The organism is Gordonia amarae NBRC 15530 (genome assembly GCF_000241345.1).
In the GTDB taxonomy this organism is placed as follows: Bacteria; Actinomycetota; Actinomycetes; order Mycobacteriales; family Mycobacteriaceae; genus Gordonia; species Gordonia amarae.
In genome coordinates, this window is the sequence record NZ_BAED01000020.1 from 280,031 (window position 1) to 295,127 (window position 15,097).

16 protein-coding genes are annotated in these 15,097 nt (G+C 67.7%); 11 read left to right on the plus strand and 5 right to left on the minus strand.

Annotated elements, in window-relative coordinates; all coding sequences use genetic code 11:
* Positions 1–10 precede the first annotated feature (10 nt).
* Positions 11–568, minus strand: coding sequence for a TetR/AcrR family transcriptional regulator (locus GOAMR_RS06305; protein WP_005184299.1), 558 nt, complete (start codon positions 566–568; stop codon positions 11–13).
* Positions 569–677: 109 nt separating this feature from the next.
* On the opposite strand from GOAMR_RS06305, the gene GOAMR_RS06310 reads away from it, so the two are divergent.
* The 4 genes from GOAMR_RS06310 to GOAMR_RS06325 are packed head-to-tail and all read left to right on the plus strand — an operon-like array spanning position 678 to position 3,216.
* The gene (locus tag GOAMR_RS06310; protein ID WP_005184302.1) at positions 678–1,043 is read left to right on the plus strand and encodes a nitroreductase/quinone reductase family protein; all 366 of its coding nucleotides are present in this window, start codon (positions 678–680) and stop codon (positions 1,041–1,043) included.
* On the plus strand, positions 1,040–1,969 hold the full coding sequence (locus tag GOAMR_RS06315) for an SDR family NAD(P)-dependent oxidoreductase (protein ID WP_005184330.1): 930 nt from the start codon (positions 1,040–1,042) through the stop codon (positions 1,967–1,969). Before GOAMR_RS06310 ends, GOAMR_RS06315 begins: the two co-directional genes overlap by 4 nt.
* A 31-nt stretch (positions 1,970–2,000) precedes the next feature.
* Entirely contained in the window at positions 2,001–2,654 is a 654-nt protein-coding gene (locus GOAMR_RS06320; protein WP_005184331.1) for a Uma2 family endonuclease, read from the plus strand.
* A gap of 40 nt (positions 2,655–2,694) precedes the next feature.
* The gene (locus GOAMR_RS06325; RefSeq protein ID WP_005184333.1) at positions 2,695–3,216 is read left to right on the plus strand and encodes a GNAT family N-acetyltransferase; all 522 of its coding nucleotides are present in this window, start codon (positions 2,695–2,697) and stop codon (positions 3,214–3,216) included.
* Between the two features lie 21 nt (positions 3,217–3,237).
* Here GOAMR_RS06325 and GOAMR_RS06330 read toward each other — a convergent pair whose 3' ends face one another.
* Both GOAMR_RS06330 and GOAMR_RS06335 read right to left on the minus strand, forming a co-directional pair.
* Complete coding sequence (locus GOAMR_RS06330) at positions 3,238–4,008, minus strand: MerR family transcriptional regulator (protein ID WP_005184335.1); 771 nt, start codon at positions 4,006–4,008, stop codon at positions 3,238–3,240.
* A gap of 43 nt (positions 4,009–4,051) precedes the next feature.
* Positions 4,052–4,594 carry a hypothetical protein gene (locus tag GOAMR_RS06335; RefSeq protein ID WP_005184339.1) on the minus strand — a complete coding sequence of 181 codons (543 nt, stop codon included), beginning with the start codon at positions 4,592–4,594 and terminating at the stop codon, positions 4,052–4,054.
* 69 nt (positions 4,595–4,663) lie between these two features.
* Between GOAMR_RS06335 and tgt the strand changes: the two genes are divergently transcribed.
* From tgt to GOAMR_RS06350, 3 genes are all read left to right on the plus strand, one after another.
* Positions 4,664–5,938, plus strand: coding sequence for a tRNA guanosine(34) transglycosylase Tgt (gene tgt / locus GOAMR_RS06340; protein ID WP_005184342.1), 1,275 nt, complete (start codon positions 4,664–4,666; stop codon positions 5,936–5,938).
* 228 nt (positions 5,939–6,166) lie between these two features.
* Entirely contained in the window at positions 6,167–7,561 is a 1,395-nt protein-coding gene (locus tag GOAMR_RS06345; protein ID WP_005184346.1) for a hemolysin family protein, read from the plus strand.
* Entirely contained in the window at positions 7,554–8,558 is a 1,005-nt protein-coding gene (locus tag GOAMR_RS06350; protein ID WP_005184349.1) for a hemolysin family protein, read from the plus strand. Before GOAMR_RS06345 ends, GOAMR_RS06350 begins: the two co-directional genes overlap by 8 nt.
* A gap of 117 nt (positions 8,559–8,675) precedes the next feature.
* Here GOAMR_RS06350 and gluQRS read toward each other — a convergent pair whose 3' ends face one another.
* Positions 8,676–9,584 carry a tRNA glutamyl-Q(34) synthetase GluQRS gene (gene gluQRS, locus GOAMR_RS06355; RefSeq protein WP_005184352.1) on the minus strand — a complete coding sequence of 303 codons (909 nt, stop codon included), beginning with the start codon at positions 9,582–9,584 and terminating at the stop codon, positions 8,676–8,678.
* Positions 9,585–9,747: 163 nt separating this feature from the next.
* On the opposite strand from gluQRS, the gene GOAMR_RS06360 reads away from it, so the two are divergent.
* Positions 9,748–10,797, plus strand: a complete 1,050-nt coding sequence (locus GOAMR_RS06360; protein ID WP_005184354.1) for an ATP-dependent DNA ligase — start codon at positions 9,748–9,750, stop codon at positions 10,795–10,797.
* A 2-nt stretch (positions 10,798–10,799) separates the two neighbouring features.
* Positions 10,800–11,864: a DNA polymerase domain-containing protein gene (locus GOAMR_RS06365; RefSeq protein ID WP_005184356.1), complete on the plus strand. Its 1,065-nt coding sequence runs from the start codon at positions 10,800–10,802 to the stop codon at positions 11,862–11,864.
* A 24-nt stretch (positions 11,865–11,888) separates the two neighbouring features.
* Here the strand turns inward: GOAMR_RS06365 and GOAMR_RS06370 are convergent, their stop codons facing one another.
* Positions 11,889–12,827 (minus strand): calcium/sodium antiporter, encoded by a 939-nt coding sequence (locus GOAMR_RS06370; RefSeq protein ID WP_005184359.1) that lies wholly within the window; start codon positions 12,825–12,827, stop codon positions 11,889–11,891.
* A 110-nt stretch (positions 12,828–12,937) separates the two neighbouring features.
* Between GOAMR_RS06370 and GOAMR_RS06375 the strand changes: the two genes are divergently transcribed.
* Together GOAMR_RS06375 and GOAMR_RS06380 are read left to right on the plus strand one after the other, a co-directional pair.
* Positions 12,938–14,035 carry an HtaA domain-containing protein gene (locus GOAMR_RS06375; RefSeq protein WP_005184379.1) on the plus strand — a complete coding sequence of 366 codons (1,098 nt, stop codon included), beginning with the start codon at positions 12,938–12,940 and terminating at the stop codon, positions 14,033–14,035.
* A 145-nt stretch (positions 14,036–14,180) separates the two neighbouring features.
* On the plus strand, positions 14,181–15,092 hold the full coding sequence (locus tag GOAMR_RS06380) for an alpha/beta fold hydrolase (protein ID WP_005184382.1): 912 nt from the start codon (positions 14,181–14,183) through the stop codon (positions 15,090–15,092).
* Positions 15,093–15,097: the final 5 nt, after the last annotated feature.

Genomic DNA, 15,097 nt, shown 5'->3' on the forward strand with positions numbered 1-15,097 from the left:
TCGCGTGTCGTCAGGGGCGTAACCCCCGCAGGTAGACGTCGATCAGCCAGGCCGTGTGGGTGTCGCAGTCGGCCTCGGGCTGTTCGGAGAGCGGCCGGGTGATGGATGCGATGCCCAGCTGAAAGTTCTTGGCGGACACATCGTCTCGCACGAGTCCGGCCTTCTTGGCGCGGGCGAGCAGGGTCTGCTGGGTGGCCAGCACCCCCTCGCGCAGCGGTGCGACGTAGTCCGGAGCGCCGGTGCCGCCGAACTTCTCGGCCAGCGCGGGGATGATCGTGCCCGGCCGGATCGCGGCGAGGGCGTGCACGAAGTCGTGCCAGCCCTGCTCGGGGTCCTCCTCGATCCTGGCCAGATACTCCCGCTCGACGGCCTGGAAGCAGCCGGCGATGTCCTCGACGACGGCGCGGATCAGGTCGTCGCGGGTGGGGAAGTTGCGGTAGAGCGTCGCGATCCCGATGCCCGCGGCCTCGGCGACCGCCGAGAGCGGTACGTCCACGCCGCGTCCGGAGAACAGCGTTCGCGCGGCGTCGACGATGGCCGCACGGTTGGCACGTGCGTCAGATCTCATCGCGCTCTCCCATCCAGAACTTGCGGTTTGCTAAACGGAAGATTACTCTCCACTTGTACCGGAGGGAAATCCTCCACCTAATCGATGGCATTACGGAAGGCGGGTTGGCATGAGTGCGAACCAGGGGGCGTCCACACCGAAGCTGGGCAACCGGATCATGATGTCGCTGCTGGGAGCGCCCGTCGTCGGCGGCGTGCTGGGCAAAGGCCTGACCGTCCTCACCTTCACCGGACGGAAAACGGGTCGCAGCTACCGCACGCCGGTCGGCTACAAGCGCACCGGCGCCGACACCATTCTTCTGCAATCCAAGTTCGGCACCGACGGCAAGACCTGGTGGCGCAACTTCACCGGAACCGGCGCGCCTGTCAGCGTGCTGGTCGACGGAATCACCCGCGCCGGCCATGCCGTCGCGATCAAGGACGGCGACGTCGTCAACGTCAGCGTCACCCTCACCAACGAAGGAGCATCCCGATGACCTGGGATCCCACACAGATCGGCGACCTGCGCGGCCGCACCTACCTCATCACCGGCGCCAACGGCGGCATCGGCTACTTCGCCGCCGACCAACTGCTGCGCGCCGGGGCCGACGTGATCGTCGCCGGCCGCAACCCGGCCAAGCTCGACGACGCCATCTCGGCGCTCAGCGCGTCGGCGAAGGTGCCAGCCGCCGGAATCGGGAAGCTGCGCATCGACACCAGCTCGATCGAGTCGTCGACGAAGGCGGCCGCCGAGATCACCGGCCGGGGAATCGAACTCGACGGACTTATCCTCAACGCGGGCCTGGTACACGGACCCAAGACCCGCACCGTTACCCCCGAGGGTCACGAATTGTTCTTCGCGACAAACATTCTCGGCCACTTTGCCTTTGTCGGGTCGATCCTGGATTCGCTCACCGGTGCCGCGCCGCACATCGTGTGGCTGGGCAGCTCCACCGCCATCAAGGGGGAGTACTCCTTCACCGATCCCGAATTGGCAGACGCCGCAGCTGAATACAAGCCGATGAAGGTGTACGCCCACTCCAAGGCCGCCACCACGATGGTCGGCGCCGAAGCCGCCCGGCGGTTCGCCAAGGCCGGCTCCCCGATCGCCAGCGTGATCGCCCACCCCGGCTACGCCCTCGGTGGCCGCGGCCCGGTCGTGCCCGGCATCAACGAACCCACCCTCAAGGAACGGATCGTCGACACCCTGCAGGCCCCGTTCAGCCAGACCAAGGAACTCGGCGCCCACGCGCTCGTCCGCGCGGCGGTCGACCCGCAGGTGACCGGCGGCGAGTTTGTCGGCCCCAAGGGATACAAGGGTCCCACCCAGATCGGTGAGGCACCGAGGTACGCCACCGACCAGGCCGCCGCCGACCGGCTGTGGGACTACCTGGAGAAGGCCACCGGCGTCATCTGGCCGTAGTCCGCGGGCTCCCCACGGCTACAGTTGAACCATGTCCGTCCCCCACGGCGACCGCCCCGACCTCCCCGAATTCATGACGTGGGAGGACCTGGGCGAGCTGCCTGAGGAGGTCGCCGCACAGGTGGAATTGTGGGACGGCAGGGTCGTGTGGATGCGCCGGGGTCCTGCCGAGCACCAGACCTTCACCAACCGGATCTGGGCGGCGTTGGAGCAGTGCGTTCGCACCGACCGTACGGACAATCCGCAGCGGTGTCTTCGGGTCACCACCGAAACCAACGTGTTCCTGGGAGCCGACGGCAAGAACGACTTCCTCACCCCGGATTTCCTCGTGCACCGTTGCCTCGACAAGCCGTACCAAGATCTGCGCGCCGCCGATGTCGTGCTGGTCGGCGAGGTTCTGTCCCCAGGAAACTCCCAGACCGACATGGAAGCCAAGAAAGCGCGCTACGCGTCGGCTGGGATTCCCTGGTACTGGGAGGCGGCGCTGGATCGTTCGGCCAGCGCGATCGCCTCGATCCGTGCTTACGGTCTCGATTCAGCCCCCGGCCCGCTGCCCGACGGGGTGCGTCCACTGTGGCAAGCCAACTACCTGCTCGCCGGCGAATGGACCCCGGCGGACGCCGGCGGTATCCGCATCGAGGCACCGTTCCTGATCACCGTCGACTGGGACGAACTGGCGTACTGAGATCAGCGGTACCGGGGTCGCGATCGCATATTGTTCCGGCATGAGCGTGATCGTGCGGACAGCCATCCGCGCCGATGCTTGGGCGATCGCCCGCGTCCGTGTCGACGCGTGGCGGGTCGCCTACAGGGGGCTTATCGCCGACGCCGTCCTGGACGGCATGGACGCCGAGCGCGAGGGCAGGGTGCGCACGGACCGGTGGAGCGAGCGCATGGCAGACAATCGGAACCGCCAGTTCGTGGCCGTGGACGGCGACGAGATCGTCGGCTGGGCCGCGGTCGGACCCGGAACCGACGACGACCGCCCGGGCAGCGGCGAACTGCACGCGATGTATGCCCTGCCCGGTGTGTGGTCGCGCGGCGTAGGGCACGCGCTCATGTGTGCCGCCGAGCAGGCATTGCGTGAGGCAGGCTTCGTCACCGCCCACCTATGGGTGCTCGACGGCAACGAGCGGGCCGCATCCTTCTACGAGCGCCACGGCTGGCACGAAGACGGTGCCGAGAAAGTCGACACCGGCTTCGTCGCCGACTCACTGCACGAACGTCGCCGCGTCCGAGAGCTCTGATGCTCCATATCCGGGTGGCAGTTACGACTGGGCCTCCGCATTCGCGACGATGATGTCGTGGACGAACTGGGTGAGTCCGGGTTCGATGTCGTCGTAGTGCTTGGTGAAGCGGGGATCGGCGACGTACATCTCGGCCAGGCAGACCTGCATGTCGTGGCCGCAGTCGTAGAAGCGGTCGATGGATGCGCGGTGCTGTTCGGCCAGGGAGTTCGCTTCGGCCGAGCCTGGTTGCACGCCGCGGCGGAGGCCGTCAGCGAGGGCCGACTCGAGCACGTCGGTGTCGGCCTTGATCGCGATCCAGTCGTCCTTGGTGAACTTCGCGGAGCGCTCCTGGCTCTGTTTCCAGGCGTCGGTGTCGCCCCAGCGTTCCTGGGCCTCGTCCTGATAGTTGTTGCCGGTCCAGTCGTCGCCGAAGATCTCGGCCTGCTCGGCGGCGGTCAGCTGGATGCCCTGGCTCTTCTTACTCATCATTTCCTCCACAGCGGCGACCATCCGGTGCAAGCGATCGATCCGGTCTTCGAGCAGCGTGCGTTGCTGCTTCAGATGCGCGAGGGCATCGGCGTCCGGATCGTCGAGCAGGGTCGCGATCTGCTCAAGAGAAAAACCCAGCTCCCGGTAGGTGAGTACCTGATGCAGACGTTCGACGTCGGCATCGGAGTACACCCGGTATCCGGCGGATGTGCGCCCCGAGGGCACCACCAACGCGATGTCGTCGTAGTGGTGCAACGTCCGCACGCTCACCCCGGTCAGCCGCGCGATGCGGCCTACCGTCAGGGGCTTGTTCTCGCTCACAAGACCACCCTGAACCGTGACGTCGCGTGAGGGTCAAGCGCGATTACGGAGTGAATCCGATCACCGACTGATCCTTCTGGCACGCGGCGAGCAGACCGTGCACCTGCGACGGCCCGCATGTCCAGTCGCCGACCTTCTTCTGCTGCCCGGTCGCGATCGCCTTGGCGTTGTACTCCTTGGTCAGACCCTTGGCCTCGGAGCAGTTGACGTCGCCGGCCAGGATCACGATGTGCAGCGCGCCGTCGGGACCCTGCGTCGTGCCACATTCGCCGCTCGACGGGGTGGGCGCCGACTCGTTCGGGTCCGGTTTGTGGGAACTGCGCCGCGATGCCGGGACCCGGCCGCCGACGATCGGTGCCGACGGGTTCTCTGTCCGCAGGTCGTCCGTCTCCTCCGGCGTCTTCGACGCCTTGGCCGAAGACGACACCGACGATGTGGCCGAGGCGGATTCGGATGCCGTCGAGGAGGCCACCGCCGTCGATGACGAAGCGTCGGTGGCGTCGTCCTCCGAGCCGCACGCCGCGAGCGTCACCGCCAGGGCGGCGGTGGCGGCGAATACGGCAATGCGGGGCGAACGGCGCGTCATGGTCCCTACCGTAGCGAACCCTGATTCGCCGGTTTGAGACCGCCGGTACTGAGCTGGGAAGATGCACCGGTGACCCACGGACCTTCGTCAGATACTCAGCCGGCTCACAGCGACGCCGTCGACTACACGGTCGGCACGTCGCTGCCCGGCACCCTCGGGCGCACCGGCGTCATCCACACCCCGCACGGCGATATCCAGACGCCGGCGTTCGTGCCGGTGGGCACCAAGGCGACGGTCAAGACGGTGCTGCCGGAGTCGGTGGCGGCGCTCGGCGCGCAGGCGGTGCTGGCCAACGCCTATCACCTGTACCTGCAGCCCGGCCCCGACATCATCGACGCGGCCGGCGGGCTCGGCGCATTCATGAACTGGTCCGGACCCACCTACACCGACAGCGGCGGCTTCCAGGTGATGTCGCTGGGCGCCGGGTTCAAGAAGGTCATCTCGATGGACGCCACCGACGCCCCCGACGACGACCGCATCGCGCCCGGCAAAGAGCGCCTGTCCAACGTCGACGACGACGGCGTCACCTTCAAATCGCACCTCGACGGATCGAAGCACCGGTTCACCCCCGAGGTGTCGATGCAGATCCAGCATCAGCTCGGCGCCGACATCATCTTCGCCTTCGACGAGCTGACGACGCTGATGAACACCCGCGCCTACCAGGAGAGTTCCCTCGAACGCACCCGCCTGTGGGCGATCCGCTGCCTCGCCGAACACAACCGGCTCAGCGTCGAACGCAGCCACCGGCCGCAGCAGTCGCTGTGGGGTGTCATTCAGGGCGCCCAGTATGAGGACCTGCGCCGCAAGGCCTCCCGCGACCTGGTCGCCCTGAGCGAGGCCGACCGTGCGGCCGGCGGCAAAGGGTTCGGCGGCTACGGTATCGGCGGCGCGCTGGAGAAGGACAATCTGGGCACCATCGTCGGCTGGGTCAATTCCGAACTGCCGCAGGACGCGCCGAAACATCTGCTCGGCATCAGCGAACCCGACGACATCTTCACCGCCATCGAGAACGGCGTGGACACCTTCGACTGCGTCTCGCCCACCCGCGTCGCCCGCAACGGCGCGATCTATTCACGCGACGGCCGCTACAACGTCACCAACGCGAAATACCGCAAGGATTTCGGTCCCCTCGACGCCGACACCGAGAACTACACCTCGCAGTACAGCCGCGCCTACCTGCACCACCTGTTCAAGGCGAAGGAAGGCCTCGCCGCGACGCTGGCGACGCTGCACAATGTGTCGTTCATCGTGAACCTGGTCGACGGTGCGCGCCGGGCCATCGAATCCGGTGACTACCTCGCCTACCGCGACGATTTCCTGGGCCGCTACTACGCGAATTCGTGAGTGACCTGCATCGCGGCGACTTGCACCGGTGACCGAGTTTCGGCACCCTGGATCGAACAATTGCCGAACACCTGGGTGCCCGGCCGATGCACGTCGGCGCCTGAACAGTGAGAGAAGAATGAGACGCGTCAAGCGCCGAAAACGCCGCCGACGATCGACCCTGCCCCCCTCTGACATACCCGTCCCGACCGGCCCGAACCATCAGGCCGCGGACCGTGAGGACCGGCTGTGCTGACCGTTCTCGGAATCTTGCTGGGTATTCTCGTCGTCTTCGCGATCACCGCGCTGACCGGTTACTTCGTCGCGCAGGAGTTCGCCTTCATGGCGGTCGACAGGTCCCGCCTGGCCGCGCGCGCCGAGGCCGGTGACGCCACCGCCACACGCACCCTGTCGGTCACCCGCCGCACCTCGTTCATGCTGTCGGGCGCGCAGCTCGGCATCACCATCACCGGACTGCTCGTCGGTTACGTCGCCGAACCGCTCATCGGTAAAGGCGTCGGCGAGATCTTCGGGGATATCGGTGTCCCCGTGTCGGTTGGTGTCGCGATCGGCACGGTGCTGGCCGTCGGATTCTCGACCGTCGTGCAGATGGTGTTCGGTGAGCTGCTGCCCAAGAACATGGCCATCGCCAAACCCGAACCCGTCGCCCGCTGGCTGGCGCGCTCCACCACCATCTACCTCGCCGTGTTCGGGCCTGTCATCACGATCTTCGACAAGGCCGCCGAACTGCTGCTGCGGCTGCTGCACATCGAACCCGTCCACGACGTCGAACACTCGGCCACCCCGCGCGACCTCGAACACATCGTCGCCGAATCACGCGAGACCGGTGAACTGCCCGCCCAACTGTCGACGCTGCTCGACCGGGTTCTCGACTTTCCCACCCGCAGTGCCGAACACGCGATGATCCCGCGCGGCAACGTCGATACCGTCTCCGTCGACGACCTCGCCGGCGACGTCCTCGACCTGATGAGCACCGGCCACACTCGGTACCCGGTGGTCGACGGCGCGCACGAGGTGCGCGGCATCATCGACCTGCAGATCCTGCTGAACTGGTCCAACGCCGGCGCCGACCCGACAGTGACCGCGGGTGCGCTGTGCCGCCCCGCCATCACCATCCCCGACTCCCTGCCGCTGCCCGAGGCCCTCGAACAGATGGAGGCCGTAGAAGGTCCGGAGGTGATCGGCGAACTGGCCATCGTCATCGACGAATACGGTGGATTCGCCGGCATCGTCACCATCGAGGACATCGCCGAGGAGATCGTCGGCGAGATCGACGACGAACACGACCCGGTCACCCCGAAGGACGTGGAGAAGACCGACGGCGGCTGGCTGATCCAGGGCGACGCCCACATCGACGAGGTGTCGCGGATCATCGGATACGAACTGCCCGAAGGCGACTACGAGACGATCGCCGGCCTGGTCATCACCACCCTCGAGGGGCTGCCCGTCGTGGGAGACGAGGTGACCATCCCGCTCGACCCCGACCCGGCAGAACTGGCGATCGGCGAGGACGTCGAACCGCTCGAGGTGCGGGCCACGGTGCGCGAGGTCGAGAAGCGGGTGCCGTCGCTGGTGTTCGTGACCGTCGCCGCCGTCGCGCGTGAGGAGGACGGCGATGAGTAATCCGTGGATCGTGCTGCTGGTCACCGCCGGACTGATCGCGCTCAGCGCGTTCTTCGTGGCCGTCGAGTTCGCGCTGATCGGTGCCCGCAGGCACCGGCTGGAGGATGCCGCCGCCGGCAGCCGCAGCGCGTCGGCCGCACTGCGCAGCGCGTCGGAACTGCCTGTGCTGCTGGCAGGTTCGCAACTCGGTATCACCGTGTGCACGCTTGCGCTCGGTGCGATCACCAAACCCGCTGTGCATCACTGGATCACACCGGTCCTCGATCACTGGGGCGCGCCGTACTGGCTGGCCGACGTACTCGGTTTCGTTCTCGCCCTGCTGATCGTGACGTTCCTGCACCTGGTGGTGGGGGAGATGGCGCCCAAGTCGTGGGCCATCGCGCACCCCGAGAAATCGGCGATCATGCTCGCCCTGCCGATGCGGGCATTCATGTGGCTCACCCGGCCGCTGCTCGAAGGACTCAACAAGCTCGCCAACTCACTGCTGCGCAAGCTGGGCGTACAGGCCGTCGATCAGGTTGGCGCCGGGCAGGATTCGGAGGCGCTGGCGCATCTGGTGGAGCATTCGGCCGACGTGGGCACGCTCGACGAGCGCTACCACACCCACCTGGCCAGCGCGCTGGAGCTGTCCAAGCTGACCGTGCGCGACGTGCTGCCGCCCGGTGCGCCCCTCACCAGCGTCCGGCCCGACGCGACCGTCGCCGAGATCCGGGACATGAGCCGGCAGACCGGTTTCCGCCGGATCCTGGTGCGTGCCAACGGCCTCGTCAACGGGGTGGTTCACGTGCGTGACGCCGTCGGCGCCGACGAGAATGTGCGGGCCGCCGCCATCATGCGGCCCGTCCTGGCACTCGACGCATCCTCGCCCGTGTACGAGGTGCTGCAGAAGATGCGTGACACCCGCAGCCACGTCGCCACCGTCACCGACGGCGGTGTCAGCATCGGCATGCTCACCATCAACGACGTCCTGCAGCGTCTGCTGGCCACCACCGACTGACGCTGTTCTGTCACGGGGTTTCGAGGCTCGCAAGCTCGCACCTCAACCGGCAGTGGGGCCGCGTTTCGCTGGTTGAGGTGTGAGGAGCGCCAGCGACGAGCCTCGAAACCTCGCACCTCAACCGGCGAAGACGTCGGGGGTGACGATCCAGGGTTCACGGGGGAGCGCGGCGGGATCGAATCGCGATGCGAGCGCGGCGATGTCGACGATCTCGCCGTGGTCGGCCAGGCCGAGGGATTCGGCGATGCGGGACAGGACCGTCGCCGTGGAGACGCCTGCGGCGGCGAGGTCGGCGAGGGTGACCGCGCCGTCGCGTTTGCTGAGGCGGATGTGCTTGTTGTTCAGCACCATCGGCACATGCGAATAGCTCGGCGGAGGATGGCCGAGGCGGGTCGCCAGATACGCTTGGCGAGGTGCCGAGGAGAGCAGGTCGTCGCCGCGCACCACCTGATCGACACCCTGCGCGGCGTCGTCGATGACCACCGCCAGATTGTAGGCGGGGATGCCGTCACCCCGGCAGATCACGAAATCATCGACCATGCCGGTGTATTCGCCGAGCTGGGTGTCGGAGACGGTGAAATAGGCAACAGCGGCACGCAACCGGATCGCGGGCGGGCGTCCGGCGGCGATCTTCTCCGCGCGCTGGGCGTCGGTCAGATTCCGGCAGGTGCCGGGGTACGCGCCGTCGGGGGCGTGCGGGGCCGACGGCGCCTCCAGGATCTCGCGGCGTGTGCAGAAGCACTCGAAGGTCTCGCCGGCATCGGTGAGTTCGGCGATCACCGAGCGGTACACGTCCAGCCGGTCGGTCTGGTAGCTCACCGGCTCATCCCACTCGATACCCAGCGCCGCGAGGTCGGCGAGCTGCTGGACGTCGGCGCCGCGGGCGGTGCGGTCAAGGTTCTCCATCCGGATCCAGAACGCCCGCCCGGTGGTACGGGCGAACAGCCACGCCAGCAGCGCCGTCCGCAGGTTCCCGACGTGCAGGGTCCCAGACGGTGAGGGGGCGAAGCGTCCGGCGGCGGTCATCGGGACGAGGCTACCCGGGCGGCCGGTCCGGTGCGGAGCGGGCCGCGTCGCCTGGACTGATGACTGAACCGGCGAGCGTGGCGAGTCGCGTGAAGGAGGCGGGAAGACGGCGCATTGGGCCCGATTCGCCGGCAGACCCGGTCAATACTGGCAGGATGGGGAGATGCAGCTTCCGGTCCTGCCACCTGTCGCGCCGATGCTCGCCAAGGCGGTCACCGCGATCCCCGCCCAGCCCGACGACGAGCCCGCCTGGTCGTTCGAGCCGAAGTGGGACGGGTTCCGGGCGCTGGTGTTCCGGGACGGCGACTCGGTGGCGATCGGTTCGCGCGGCAGCAAAGACCTGGCCAGGTACTTTCCGGAGATCGTGGCCGCGGCCCGGGCCGAACTCCCCGACAAGGTGGTTCTTGACGGCGAGATCGGGGTGTCGGCCCTTGTTGGCGACATGCACCGCTTGGACTGGGATTCGTTGTCCCAACGCATTCATCCGGCCGAGTCCCGCATCACGATGCTCGCCGAGACGACCCCGGCGATGTTCATCGGTTTCGACGCCCTCGCGCTCGGCGACCGGAGTGTCCTCGACGAGCCGTTCGAGGTGCGCCGCCGGGTGCTGCTCGACGCCGTGACACCCGGCCGCGACAGGCTCTTTCACGTGAGCCGGGTGACCACCGATCCGGAGTTGGCGCGGGAATGGTTCTCGGCGTTCGAGGGTGCCGGCCTCGACGGTGTGGTGGGCAAGCGCCTCGCCGGGCCGTACGTGCAGAACAAGCGCGAGATGATCAAGATCAAACACAAACGCACCGCCGACTGCGTGGTCATCGGCTACCGGATCCACAAGAGCGGAACGGGTCTGGGGTCGATGTTGCTCGGCCTGCACACCGACGACGGCGACCTGCACATGGTCGGCGGATCCAGCGCCTTCTCCGATGCGAAACGGATTGAACTGCAACAACTCCTGGAACCGATGCGACTGGACCCAGACAAGCCGGCGATGGGTGAGCAGACCCGGTGGCGCTCCGGCAAGGACGGCGCCTGGATTCCGGTGCGTCCCGAGCTGGTGGCCGAGTTCGCCTACGACCAGATGGAGAACCACCGCTTCCGGCACACCGTGAAGTTCATGCGGTGGCGTCCCGACCGTGAACCGGAGAGCTGCGGCTACGACCAGCTGGAGGTTCCGCTCACCTACGACCTGTACGACGTGCTGGAAGGGAACTGAGCATGGCATCGCGGTCTCCCGCCGAGGAACTCGACGTCGACGGTATCGCCGTCCGGCTGTCCAACCCGGACAAGATCTATTTTCCCGGCCTCGGCGAGAACGGTGGCCGTAAAAGGGATCTCGTCGGCTACTACCGCACGATGGCCCTCGCCGGGCCGATGCTGTCGGCCGTGCGGGACCGGCCGACGTTCATCGAACGCTATCCCGACGGCGTCGACGGCGATCAGATCTACCAGAAGCACATCGCCCGTAAACGTCCCGAACATGTACTGTCCACACCCATCACGTTCCCGTCCGGACGTAAGGGAGATGCGTTGCGGCCCACGGTCCCCGCCGACATCGTGTGGGCCGCCAACTACGGCACCGTCATCTTCCACACCTGGCCCACCCGTCACCCCGACAACGATCACCCCGACCAACTGCGCATCGACCTCGACCCGTCGCCGGGTACCGATTTCGATGACGTGCGCCGCGTCGCCATCGACCTCGTGCAGCCGCTGCTCACCGAACTCGATGTCACCGGATTCGTGAAAACCTCGGGCAGCCGCGGTATTCACGTGTTCGTACCCATCGAACCGCGCTGGGATTTCATCGCCGGTCGTCGTGCCGTGATCGCCCTGGCCCGCGAACTCGAACGCCGCGACCCCGAATCCGTCACCACCTCGTGGTGGAAAGAGGAACGCGGACAGCGTATCTTCATCGACTTCAACCAGAACGCCCGTGACCGGTCGATGTGCGCGCCGTATTCGGTGCGGCGCAGCCCCGATGGCCGGGTGTCGATGCCGGTCACCTGGGCCGAACTCGCCGACGTCGACCCGGCGTCGTTCACGATGGCCACCGTGCCGGATCTCGTTGCCCGGCGCGAGGATCCGTGGACCGACATCGATGAGCGCCGGGCAGGTATCGAACCATTGCTGGAGATGGTGGACCGCGACGAGGAGAACGGTCTCGGGGACATGCCGTACCCGCCGAGCTACCCCAAGATGCCGGGGGAGCCGCCGCGGGTGCAGCCGAGCAAGAAGGTTGCCGCACATTGGGACGAACACGGCAACCGCGTCGAAGAGTAGGTATCGGCGGCTGGGTGTCGACGGCTAGGTGCGCAGCACCAGCAGCAGTCCGAGGTACACGGCGTACGCCCCGACGAACGCCGCGCCCTCGAACCGGGAGATCCTCCTGCCGGAGACGAAGACGGGGATGCAGAGCAACGCCACCGCCGCCATCAGGGGGATGTCGATGCGGATCAGGCCGTCGTCGACGGCCATCGGCCCGACCAGCGCCGTTGTGCCGAGGATGAAGGTGATGTTGTAGACGCTCGACCCGATGAGATTGCCGATGGCCAGTTCCCGGTTGCCGCGCAGCGTCGACACCAGGGTGGTGACCAGTTCGGGTGCCGATGTGCCGATGGCGAGGACGGTCAGGCCGATGACGGCCTCGCTGACCCCGAGGTCGGTGGCCAGCCGCACCGCGCCGTCGACCAGCCAGTCGGCGCCCAGCACCACCACCGCGATACCCCCGGCGAGCTGGACTGCGGCGATCGGCCACGGCCCGGGCGGCGGTTCCTGCTCCTCGGGCGGCGACGCCTTCGACGTCAGATCTGCGCGTATCACCAGCGCCGTGTACGTGACGGCGAGCACGAGCAGCAGCGTGCCGTCGAGCCGCGACAGGGTGCCGTTCGCCGACAGCACCAGCAGTGCGAGCGCGCTCACCACCATGCACGGCAGGTCGACGCGCAGGGTGCGCCGGTGCAGCGCGAGGGGGGTCATCGCCGCCGACATGCCCAGGATGAGCAGAATGTTCACGATGTTGGTGCCGGCGATATTGCCGATCGCCATCGCCCCCGCGTCGCCCAGGGTGGCGTCGATACCGACCGCCAGTTCGGGGAGGCTGGTGCCGATCGACACCACGGTCAGGCCGACGAGCAGCGGGGACACCCCGAGCCGGGTGGCGATGGTGGCGCCGCCCCGGACCAGCGCCTCGGCGCCGACGACCAGCGCGAGCAGACCCGTGGCGACGAGAACGTACTCGTTCATGCATCCGGCCCCATACCCGCGAGCGTAGGCGGTTGCCTGATTTGTCGCAGTTGGTGGGTGGTGACCTAAGTCGGTGTTTCCCGGGAACCGGCGCGCGTTAGGGTGCCCTTATGGCAACGACGCGGTTCCGGGGCAGATTCAGCACGCTGATGGTGATGGCCGGGCTGAGCCTGGCCCTCGTCGTGTCCGGGGGAGTGCGCGTCGCGAGCGCCGACGCCGCGCCCGCCTTCCGGCCGCACATCGACGTGTTCCTCGCCGACGGCGTCACCCCGGTGGGCACCACCGGTGTGCATCCCGGCGACACCCTGGTGGTGAAGGGCCGCGGTTTCGACCCCAGGTCCAACACCGACGGATTCCCGCTGCCGGTGCCGCCGGGCGTGCCGCACGGCACGTTCATCGCGTTCGGCGCGTTCGCACCCCAGTGGAAGCCGTCACAGGACGCCCCCGAGTCGGCGCGCGCGACCAGCAGGCTCGGTGTGCGGTGGGCGATGTCGCGGGACGCCCTGAGCAGGGTGCCGTCGGCGCCGTTCGACATGCGCCGCACCATCCGCCAGCAGTGGGTGCCGCTGGCGGCCGACGGATCGTTCACCGCCGAGCTCAAGGCGTCCACGCCCAAGGACATCCCGGCGAACGCCCGGTGGGGTGTGTACACGTATGGGGCGGCCGGCGCCACCAACGCGGCCCAGGAACTCTCGGTGCCGGTGAGCTATTCGACGCAGCCCGGCCCCAACACCCCGAAGCCCGCCCCCGCGGACCTGGCCTGGGCGTACTCACCGCGCTTCTACGCCACGGTCACCGAACGCTCGCAAGGCAAGGTGTACGGCACCGACGGCGCGGGCATCGACGACTCCGACCGCCTGACCTACACCCGTGCCGGCGGCGAACTCCGCAACGGCACCGGCACGCTGCGCTTCAGGGGCACCATCGTCGCGTTCACCCGGTTCCACCTGTTCGAGATCGCGCTCGCCGACCCGACCATCACCGTGAAGAACGGCAAGGGCGTGCTCAGCATGCGGACCTCGACCACCAACATGAACGGCACCGACGCCCTGCGCCGCGTCACCATCGCCGACGTCGACCTCGCGGGCATCGGCAACGGGAAGCCGGTGCGCGGCGCCAAGGTCACCTTCCGCCCCGGCATCCGGCCCGAGGCGCTGGCGGTGCTCAGCGCCGGCCCGGCGTCGCCGCTGGATCTGACCCTGAACTGAGCCTCTGCGTGTCCGGGGATGCCTGATATCGCACATTCGCGTCGGTGAGATGGTTTGCTCAAACCGTTGAAGCCGTGAGGAATCCGCCGGTCCCTGATGCGAGCCCCGTCGGGACCGGTGCGGATTCGTGTTGAGAGGAATCCCGTTGTCAGCTACTTCCGAGTCGGTCGCTGCACCCGCATGGTTCACCCGGGCGCTGGCCCAGAAACCCGAACACGGTTCGACGACGGTCGACGGCTGCGACATCCACTACCGTGCCTGGGGTGACCTGGGTAAACCCGGCCTCCTGCTGGTCCACGGTGGTGGCGCCAACTCGTCGTGGTGGGATCACGTGGCACCGTTCGGCGCCGGCACCCACCGCATCGTCGCACTCGACATGAGCGGCCACGGCGACAGCGGCCGCCGCGACATGTACTGGACGAAGACCTGGGCGAAGGAGGCGATGGCCGCGGCCCGCGCCGGCGGGATCGAGGGCAAACCGTTCGTCGTCGGGCACAGCATGGGCGGCTGGGTCACCTCGCAGATCGCCGTCGACTTCGGTGACGAACTGGCCGGGATCATGATCATCGACTCGCCGCTCAACGACGAGCCGCCCGAGATCAAACCGATGACCGAACGCGCCCATAAACATCTCGGCCCTCGTCAGTCGACGCTGGAGGAGATCTGCGCCCGCTTCCGGCCGCAGCCGCTGCAGGATGTGGTGCTGCCGTACGTGGGCCGCAACATCGCCGAACAGTCGGTGCACGAGGTCGACGGCAACTGGGTGTGGAAGTTCGACAAGGGCATCTTCACCCCGCACCGGCACGGCGGCTTCAAACTGCGCGACCGGCTGCCGGAGTTGAAGGTGCGCACCGCCTACGTGCGCTGCGAACACGGCCTCATCAACGACGCGATGGCCGCCGACATCAACGACCTGCTCGACAACCGGGTGCCGATGGTCGAACTCCCCGACAGCGGCCACCACCCGATGCTCGACCGCCCGCTCACCCTGATCGCCGCGATCCGCGCCACCATCGGCGCGTGGGAGGTGCACGACCGGATCGCGGCGGCCGGATAGGGCGG

Bases quoted from the DNA above. Each gene is read 5' to 3' on its own strand.
- GOAMR_RS06315 (WP_005184330.1), top strand. From the start codon at position 1,040: ATGACCTGGGATCCCACACAGATCGGCGACCTGCGCGGCCGCACCTAC.
- GOAMR_RS06360 (WP_005184354.1), top strand. From the start codon at position 9,748: ATGCAGCTTCCGGTCCTGCCACCTGTCGCGCCGATGCTCGCCAAGGCG.
- GOAMR_RS06350 (WP_005184349.1), top strand. From the start codon at position 7,554: ATGAGTAATCCGTGGATCGTGCTGCTGGTCACCGCCGGACTGATCGCG.
- GOAMR_RS06365 (WP_005184356.1), top strand. From the start codon at position 10,800: ATGGCATCGCGGTCTCCCGCCGAGGAACTCGACGTCGACGGTATCGCC.
- GOAMR_RS06325 (WP_005184333.1), top strand. From the start codon at position 2,695: ATGAGCGTGATCGTGCGGACAGCCATCCGCGCCGATGCTTGGGCGATC.
- GOAMR_RS06310 (WP_005184302.1), top strand. From the start codon at position 678: ATGAGTGCGAACCAGGGGGCGTCCACACCGAAGCTGGGCAACCGGATC.
- GOAMR_RS06370 (WP_005184359.1), bottom strand. From the start codon at position 12,827: ATGAACGAGTACGTTCTCGTCGCCACGGGTCTGCTCGCGCTGGTCGTC.
- gluQRS (WP_005184352.1), bottom strand. From the start codon at position 9,584: ATGACCGCCGCCGGACGCTTCGCCCCCTCACCGTCTGGGACCCTGCAC.
- GOAMR_RS06320 (WP_005184331.1), top strand. From the start codon at position 2,001: ATGTCCGTCCCCCACGGCGACCGCCCCGACCTCCCCGAATTCATGACG.
- GOAMR_RS06375 (WP_005184379.1), top strand. From the start codon at position 12,938: ATGGCAACGACGCGGTTCCGGGGCAGATTCAGCACGCTGATGGTGATG.
- GOAMR_RS06305 (WP_005184299.1), bottom strand. From the start codon at position 568: ATGAGATCTGACGCACGTGCCAACCGTGCGGCCATCGTCGACGCCGCG.
- GOAMR_RS06335 (WP_005184339.1), bottom strand. From the start codon at position 4,594: ATGACGCGCCGTTCGCCCCGCATTGCCGTATTCGCCGCCACCGCCGCC.